Raw genomic sequence first — 7614 nt, 5'->3', positions numbered from 1 at the left:
CGTCGATAGAGATGCCGTTGTCATCCCAAAACGCAATCAGTTTGCCCAAGCCTAGCGTCCCCGCAAGCGAACACGCTTCGTGCGAGATGCCTTCCATCAGACAGCCGTCGCCCATAAAGGCGTAGGTGAAGTGGTCGACAATGTCGTGACCGTCTTTGTTGAACTGCGCAGACAGCGATTTTTCAGCCAGCGCCATACCCACGGCGTTGGTGATGCCCTGACCAAGCGGACCGGTGGTGGTCTCGATGCCCGGCGCGTAACCGTATTCAGGGTGACCCGGTGTTTTTGAATGCAGCTGACGGAAGTTCTTCAGCTCTTCGATTGGCAAGTCGTAACCCGAAAGGTGCAACAAAGAGTAAATCAGCATAGAGCCGTGACCGTTAGATAAAATGAAACGGTCGCGGTCTGCCCACTCTGGGTTGGTTGGGTTGTGGTTTAGGTGAGAGCGCCAAAGTACTTCAGCGATGTCTGCCATACCCATAGGTGCGCCTGGGTGACCCGAGTTTGCCGCTTGAACACCATCCATGCTGAGGGCGCGGATAGCATTAGCTAGCTCTTTATTGGAAAGAAGGTTACGAGAAGGCATGTCTGCTCCTGAATGCATTAAGCGAATTGAAAGAGAAATTGTGAGGGCGTATTGTCGCAAAGCGCAATAGGTGCTGCAATCGATCTACCTACCATTTCGTGACATTTGCTGCCCTTTTCCTGCATTCCACGCGAACATCTCGGAAAAGTCGTCAATTTGCGCAAACGGTTGGTTATGAGATATGTACAAAATTTGCTTGAATTCTATCTGTTCGAAATTAGAATAGACGTCTAGATGTAGAAACACCCACATTATTTAGTGTCATTAATCGAGATGGATTTGAATCATCGGTCTCTTAAACTTTTAAAAAGTGGAGCTATTCATGGCAAAGCACCTATTCACTTCTGAGTCTGTTTCAGAAGGTCATCCAGATAAAATTGCAGACCAAATCTCTGACGCTGTTCTTGATGCAATCCTTGAACAAGATCCAAAAGCTCGCGTAGCGTGCGAAACCTATGTGAAAACTGGCATGGTCATGGTAGGTGGTGAAATCACGACTTCAGCTTGGGTAGATATTGAAGAGCTGACTCGCCAAACCGTTCGAGAAATCGGCTACGTGCACTCAGATATGGGCTTTGATGCGGATTCTTGTGCTGTACTGAATACCATCGGTAAACAATCTCCAGACATCAACCAAGGTGTCGATAAAACAGACCCTAAAGAGCAAGGCGCAGGCGACCAAGGCATCATGTTTGGTTACGCGACGAATGAAACAGATGTACTTATGCCAGCGCCAATTACCTACTCACATTTGCTGGTTCAAAAGCAGGCTGAAGTCCGTAAAAATGGCAAACTTCCATGGTTGCGTCCTGATGCAAAATCTCAGGTAACCTTCCAGTACGAACAAGGGAAAATTGTTGGCATCGATGCGGTAGTGCTTTCCACTCAGCACTGTGACTCCATTTCTACGCCCGATCTTCGTGAAGCCGTCATGGAAGAAATCATTAAACCCGTTTTGCCTTCTGAGTGGCTGAACAAAGAAACCAACTACTTCATTAACCCAACCGGTCGTTTTGTGATCGGCGGTCCGATGGGCGATTGTGGTCTGACGGGTCGTAAGATCATCGTTGATACCTACGGTGGTGCCGCTCGTCATGGTGGTGGTGCGTTCTCTGGTAAAGATCCATCAAAAGTCGATCGCAGTGCGGCATACGCGGCACGTTATGTCGCAAAAAATATCGTTGCAGCAGGGTTGGCTGACCGTTGTGAGATCCAACTTTCATACGCCATCGGTGTGGCTGACCCAACGTCTATCATGGTAGAAACGTTCGGTACGGAAAAAGTGCCACACGACATCATCATTGAAGCGGTTCGCCAAAACTTCGACCTACGCCCGTATGGTCTTCAAGAAATGCTGAATTTACTTCAGCCAATCTATAAGAAGACAGCGGCTTACGGTCACTTTGGTCGTGAAGAGTTCCCTTGGGAAGCAACAGACAAAGCGGTTCTACTACGCGAATTTGCTGGTCTGTAAGACAATATAGTCAAACTGATGCCCTCGCAATGCGAGGGCTTTTTGTTACATTAAATTTACATTTAGATCATTTTTTAAACATTTAAAGGTTGTTTTTTCGCTGGGTGATGACATAGTTAAGAATAAGAAAAGTGTGAACAATGTGATTTTTTGACCATGATTCACTTATTGATTCTAAAGGGTTTGCTATTAACCGATTCAACAAATTTCGTGGTATTGGAATAGGTTAATAACAGTAAGATGCAAGATGCATTCGTGACAAGGGGTTAGATTCACGGATCCATACTGCATCGAATTTAGGGGAAACTACCCACTTTCGGTAGTTGAATGCACTCATTCAGGAGGATTTATGCCTCGTACACTTAATCCAGATGATGTATCGGATAAGAAAGACCATGTCATCCCAGATTCTGAATACGCCAAAACTATACCGTGTAACAAAGTCGGCATCACTGAGCCTTTTCGATGGCTCGCAATGTCTGTTCACGACCTAATGAGAACACCACTTATCAGCGCATTTTACGGTCTATGCTTTACCGCTGCCGCCATAGGCGTGGTTGGTTTAGTCTACTGGCAGGGCACTCACCTTGTTGTTTTGCCAAGCTTGATCGTTTACATGCTCATCGGTCCTTTCCTTGCTCTTGGGCTGTATGATGCCGCTTGGGAGCTCGAGAAAGGTCACAAACCTCGATTAATGCATTCAATACATGCCATAGGGAGGAACTCTGTCTCTCAATGGGGATTCGCCCTCATGCTCAGTATTGCCATGATTTTCTGGATGCGAATCGCGGCCTTGTTGCATGCCTTGTACCCTTCCGTTGAAGGTGCACCCATTTCTGAATTTCTACCGTTTCTTGTTATCGGCTCTTTAATAGGGATTATTCTATCCACTATTATTTTCTGCATATCTGTCTTCTCCATACCGATGATGATGGAACGCAGAGTCGACATTATGACCGCCATTTTTACAAGCTTTAACGCAGTAAAATCCAACATCCCAGCCATGATTGTCTGGGCGGCGATCATTTGCGGCGGTTTGATCATCGGGTTTGCCACATTTGGGCTTGGAATGATGGTTGTCATGCCGATACTGGGTTATGGAACATGGCACGGCTACGAAGCAACGATTCAACGCCGACACCATTAACAAACTAGCAGATTCAAGTACAATAACAGCCTCAATCCAGAGGCTGTTATTTTATGCAAGATCCCACCACACACTATTTGATCGAATTGGTCATCAAACAGTGCCTCAAAAAAGCAGAACGCGCATTTCAAAGACGCTTTAAGCAGCCTACTTGGAATTTTAACGTCAGAGGTAAAGCCGCTGGGAAAGCGTATTTGCATCAATGGGAAATTCGCCTTAACGTCACCTTGTTTAAAGAAAATAAACAAGCTTTCCTACAAGAAGTCATCCCACACGAAATCGCACACCTGATTACTTACCAATGCTTTGGACGCGTCAAACCTCACGGTAAAGAATGGCAATATGTCATGGAGACGGTGTTAGGAATTCCGGCTAAGACAACACATAGCTTTGATGTCTCTGGGGTTCAAGGGAAAACATTCGAATACCAATGTGGTTGCCAAGTCCACCCCCTCTCTATTTATCGACACAATAAAATTCTCAGAGGGGAAACCCGTTATCAATGCAAAGCTTGCCGACACAACCTCAAATTTACAGGCACTCAATTGTCTTAAGTTTGTTAATTTCACTTATATCTATAGATAAAATCATCACCAAGTTGCTAGACTCAACGTTATTAATAATCCTAATTATCAATAACTATGAAGCTCTACCCAACTTTAATCAGCCTTGCTGTTCTACCCCTTTCCTTAAATGCTGCTCCTCCTTCGTCTTTTTCTAAAGCCAAAAAAGAAGCGGTGAAAATTTACGCCGACCATCCCGTCAGTTTTTACTGTGGCTGTGATATTCAATGGAAAGGCAAAAAGGGGGTTCCCGATCTCAAAGGGTGCGGCTATGAAGTACGAAAACAACTAAAGCGTGCTTCTCGAATTGAATGGGAACACGTGGTACCTGCATGGCAATTTGGCCACCAGCGACAGTGTTGGCAAACGGGTGGTAGAAAAAACTGCACCCAGAATGATAGTGTATTTCGTTCCATGGAGGCGGACCTTCACAACCTAACACCCGCTATTGGAGAGGTGAATGGCGACCGATCCAACTACAACTTCAGTCAATGGAACGGTGTGGATGGCGCGACCTATGGTCAATGTGAAGTGCAGGTCAACTTTAAGAAAAGAAGGGTTATGCCACCAGATAGAGCGAAAGGATCTATTGCTCGCACCTACCTTTACATGAGTCAAGAATATGGATTTCGCCTTTCTAAGCAACAAACCAATTTAATGAAAGCGTGGAATAAGCAATTCCCAGTCGATGAATGGGAATGCACGCGTGATGAGCGTATATATAAGTTACAGGGCAATCATAATTCCTTTGTTTACGAAGCTTGCCAAAACCGTTCTTAAGGGCTCTTCCATTCGATAGGCGTTCAACCCCTTGTTTTTTCCTCTTCACGCATCCATCTTAGTCACTAAATACGTGTCATGCAGGAAACAAAAAACATGCGAATCCCTCGAATTTATCACCCCGAAACCATCAATGAACTCGGCTTGGTGAAATTAAGCGATGATGCAGCAGGTCATATAGGCAGGGTGCTGCGCATGAAAGAAGGGCAACATGTCTTGTTGTTTGATGGCAGCAATGCGGAATTTCCTGCCATCATATCAGACGTCAGTAAGAAAAATGTCACAGTAGACATTCAAGAACGTGTTGAAACCAGCATTGAATCACCATTAAACATCCATTTAGGGCAAGTTGTCTCTCGTGGTGAAAAAATGGAATTTACCATTCAGAAATCCGTCGAACTGGGTGTAAACACCATTACCCCTTTAATTTCTGAACGATGTGGCGTAAAACTGGACACCAAACGATTCGAAAAAAAGCTGGTGCAATGGCAGAAAATCGCCATCAGTGCCTGTGAACAGTGTGGTCGCAATACCATTCCAAACATTCGCCCCATCATGCAACTTGAGCAATGGTGTGCAGAGCAAAGCGACGCTTTGAAATTAAATTTGCACCCAAGGGCGAAATACTCAATTAATACCTTACCTGCACCGATGACAAGAGTAAGGTTATTGATCGGTCCTGAAGGCGGGTTATCTGCAGAGGAAATCCGCATGACAGAAGAATACCAATTTGAAGAAACTCTGCTTGGTCCACGAGTATTACGGACAGAAACCGCAGCATTAACCGCTATTACGGCATTACAAGTTCGCTTTGGCGACCTTGGATAAACGGAGACAATCGTATGATAAAAATCGGCATCGTAATGGATCCCATTGCATCTATTAACATCAAGAAAGACTCAAGCTTTGCCATGATGTTAGAAGCTCAGCATCGTGGTTGGGAAATTCATTATATGGAAATGAACGATCTCCATTTGGATCAAGGTACTCCTTTTGCAGATACGAAAGTCGTCACGCTGAAAGAAGATCCTTCTGGTTGGTATGAATTCCAATCAGAGCAAACGATCGAACTATCAGAACTTGATGCCGTTTTGATGAGAAAAGATCCTCCGTTTGACACAGAATACATCTACGCAACGTACATTCTTGAGCGAGCGGAAGAAAAAGGGACTCTGATCGTCAATAAGCCACAAAGCTTACGTGACTGTAACGAAAAGCTGTTTACCGCTTGGTTCCCCGAACTGACACCAACCACCATCGTGACCCGCAAAGCCGAAAAAATCCGTGAGTTTCAAGCCAAACATGGCGATGTGATCCTTAAACCGCTAGATGGGATGGGCGGAGCCTCGATCTTCAGAGTGAAGCAAGACGACCCTAATGTATCGGTAATCATCGAAACACTGACGAATCATGGACAACATTACGCCATGGCACAAACCTTCGTTCCAGACATCAGCAATGGCGATAAGCGTATTTTAGTGGTGGATGGTGAGCCAATGCCTTATTGCTTGGCGCGTATTCCAGCAAAAGGAGAAACCCGAGGTAACCTTGCTGCAGGTGGCACTGGAGAGGCTCGACCACTCAGTGAAACAGATTTACAGATAGCAAACGCTGTAGCTCCTACACTTAAGGAGAAAGGGCTTATCTTTGTAGGTTTAGACGTGATTGGTGACAAACTGACCGAAATCAACGTAACCAGTCCAACTTGCATTCGCGAAATCGAAGCGGCATTCGATATTTCCATCACGGGGAAATTAATGGATGCAATAGAGCGAAGAGTCCAAAATAACTAGGGTCAATACTGGAGATATTATGAACTTAGCGAATCATTTTCTTGTTGCCATGCCCGGCATGCAAGACCCGTTTTTCAAGCGTACGGTTGTTTATGTCTGTGAGCACAATGATGACGGCGCTATGGGCATTATTATTAATGCTCCGATTGATATCTCCGTAGGTGGCATGCTCAAGCAAGTCGAGGTGCAACCTGTTCACCCACAGCTCAATACCGAGAGCTTAGAAAAACCAGTATTAAATGGTGGGCCGGTTGCAGAAGATCGTGGCTTCATTCTGCACGAGCCGAAAGATCATTACCAATCCAGCATTCAGATGACGCAATCTATTGCCGTCACCACATCAAAAGACATTTTGAGTGTGTTGGGTACAGAGGCGGAACCCAATCACTACTTAGTGGCACTGGGTTATTCTGGTTGGGAGGCGGGTCAGCTTGAAAGCGAACTGGCGGATAATTCATGGTTGACTATCGAGGCTGATCCTGACGTAATTTTTCAAACCCCAATTCATGAACGCTGGAAAAAAGCGGTTCAAATGCTTGGAATCGATGCGAGCCAGCTATCGTCGCAAATTGGACATGCATAAAGAGGTGGTCTCCCACCTCTCATCCCACGAAACACATTGAGATATTCATGACTTCACGCACCATTATGGCCTTTGACTTTGGCACCAAGAGCATTGGCAGTGCCATCGGGCAAGAAATAACCGGCACCGCCAGCCCACTAAAAGCGTTTAAAGCCAATGACGGCATTCCTAATTGGGATGACATAGAAAAACAAATCAAAGAGTGGCAACCCAGCCTATTAGTGGTTGGCTTACCGACCGACCTGCATGGGCGCGATTTAGAGACCATTACACCAAGAGCTAAGAAATTTGCGAATCGATTATTCGGGCGCTTTGGGGTGCCTGTCGAACTGCATGATGAAAGGCTTTCTACCACAGAAGCCCGTTCAGAACTTTTTTCCATGGGCGGCTACAAAGCCCTAAGCAAAGGAAACGTGGATTGCCAATCTGCCGTTGTAATTTTGGAAAGCTGGTTTGAAGCCCAATGGGCGAGCTAACGATGATTCTGGATAACGATAATTCCAAATAACCATCGCTCTGCTCTCGATGACGTTAGCTCCAGAAAGCTTAATTCCAGAGAACTTAACCTGAGTTCTGGATAAGAAATTAAACCAATAGCGGAACTCATTGCTCGTTCCTCGATCTGATCATTCGACCAAAAGTGAACAGACACCAACAAGGAACGAGCATGGACAAACTAATTGAAACC

General features: G+C 45.4%; 8 protein-coding genes and 1 pseudogene. 8 read left to right on the top strand and 1 reads right to left on the bottom strand.

The features are described 5' to 3' along the window. A pseudogene (locus tag HC752_RS23290) lies at positions 1-586 on the bottom strand (transketolase); the annotation flags it as partial. Positions 587-908: 322 nt separating this feature from the next. Here HC752_RS23290 and metK point away from each other — a divergent pair. The 8 genes from metK to ruvX all read left to right on the top strand — a co-directional run bounded on the left by metK (position 909) and on the right by ruvX (position 7402). Further along, a complete protein-coding gene (metK, locus tag HC752_RS23285) occupies positions 909-2060 on the top strand; it encodes a methionine adenosyltransferase (RefSeq protein WP_190337583.1) in 1152 nt (383 codons plus the stop codon). Positions 2061-2409: 349 nt separating this feature from the next. Continuing rightward, entirely contained in the window at positions 2410-3207 is a 798-nt protein-coding gene (locus HC752_RS23280) for a DUF2189 domain-containing protein (protein WP_190337582.1), read from the top strand. Between the two features lie 53 nt (positions 3208-3260). Then, on the top strand, positions 3261-3761 hold the full coding sequence (locus tag HC752_RS23275) for a SprT family zinc-dependent metalloprotease (protein ID WP_190337581.1): 501 nt from the start codon (positions 3261-3263) through the stop codon (positions 3759-3761). Positions 3762-3848: 87 nt separating this feature from the next. Continuing rightward, on the top strand, positions 3849-4550 hold the full coding sequence (locus HC752_RS23270) for an endonuclease (protein ID WP_190337580.1): 702 nt from the start codon (positions 3849-3851) through the stop codon (positions 4548-4550). Positions 4551-4646: 96 nt separating this feature from the next. Then, entirely contained in the window at positions 4647-5378 is a 732-nt protein-coding gene (gene rsmE, locus HC752_RS23265; protein ID WP_190337579.1) for a 16S rRNA (uracil(1498)-N(3))-methyltransferase, read from the top strand. Positions 5379-5392: 14 nt separating this feature from the next. Continuing rightward, complete coding sequence (gene gshB, locus HC752_RS23260) at positions 5393-6343, top strand: glutathione synthase (RefSeq protein ID WP_190337578.1); 951 nt, start codon at positions 5393-5395, stop codon at positions 6341-6343. A gap of 19 nt (positions 6344-6362) precedes the next feature. Further along, positions 6363-6926 carry a YqgE/AlgH family protein gene (locus HC752_RS23255; RefSeq protein ID WP_190337577.1) on the top strand — a complete coding sequence of 188 codons (564 nt, stop codon included), beginning with the start codon at positions 6363-6365 and terminating at the stop codon, positions 6924-6926. Positions 6927-6973: 47 nt separating this feature from the next. Then, positions 6974-7402 (top strand): Holliday junction resolvase RuvX, encoded by a 429-nt coding sequence (gene ruvX, locus HC752_RS23250; RefSeq protein WP_190337576.1) that lies wholly within the window; start codon positions 6974-6976, stop codon positions 7400-7402. Positions 7403-7614 lie beyond the last annotated feature (212 nt).

Source organism: Vibrio sp. S9_S30 (assembly GCF_014694455.1).
In the GTDB taxonomy this organism is placed as follows: Bacteria; Pseudomonadota; Gammaproteobacteria; order Enterobacterales; family Vibrionaceae; genus Vibrio.
Note: the sequence above shows the minus strand (reverse complement) of the source record. Positions and strands in the feature narration are given on the sequence as shown.

Bases quoted from the DNA above. Each gene is read 5' to 3' on its own strand.
- metK (WP_190337583.1), top strand. From the start codon at position 909: ATGGCAAAGCACCTATTCACTTCTGAGTCTGTTTCAGAAGGTCATCCA.
- HC752_RS23280 (WP_190337582.1), top strand. From the start codon at position 2,410: ATGCCTCGTACACTTAATCCAGATGATGTATCGGATAAGAAAGACCAT.
- HC752_RS23275 (WP_190337581.1), top strand. From the start codon at position 3,261: ATGCAAGATCCCACCACACACTATTTGATCGAATTGGTCATCAAACAG.
- HC752_RS23270 (WP_190337580.1), top strand. From the start codon at position 3,849: ATGAAGCTCTACCCAACTTTAATCAGCCTTGCTGTTCTACCCCTTTCC.
- rsmE (WP_190337579.1), top strand. From the start codon at position 4,647: ATGCGAATCCCTCGAATTTATCACCCCGAAACCATCAATGAACTCGGC.
- gshB (WP_190337578.1), top strand. From the start codon at position 5,393: ATGATAAAAATCGGCATCGTAATGGATCCCATTGCATCTATTAACATC.
- HC752_RS23255 (WP_190337577.1), top strand. From the start codon at position 6,363: ATGAACTTAGCGAATCATTTTCTTGTTGCCATGCCCGGCATGCAAGAC.
- ruvX (WP_190337576.1), top strand. From the start codon at position 6,974: ATGACTTCACGCACCATTATGGCCTTTGACTTTGGCACCAAGAGCATT.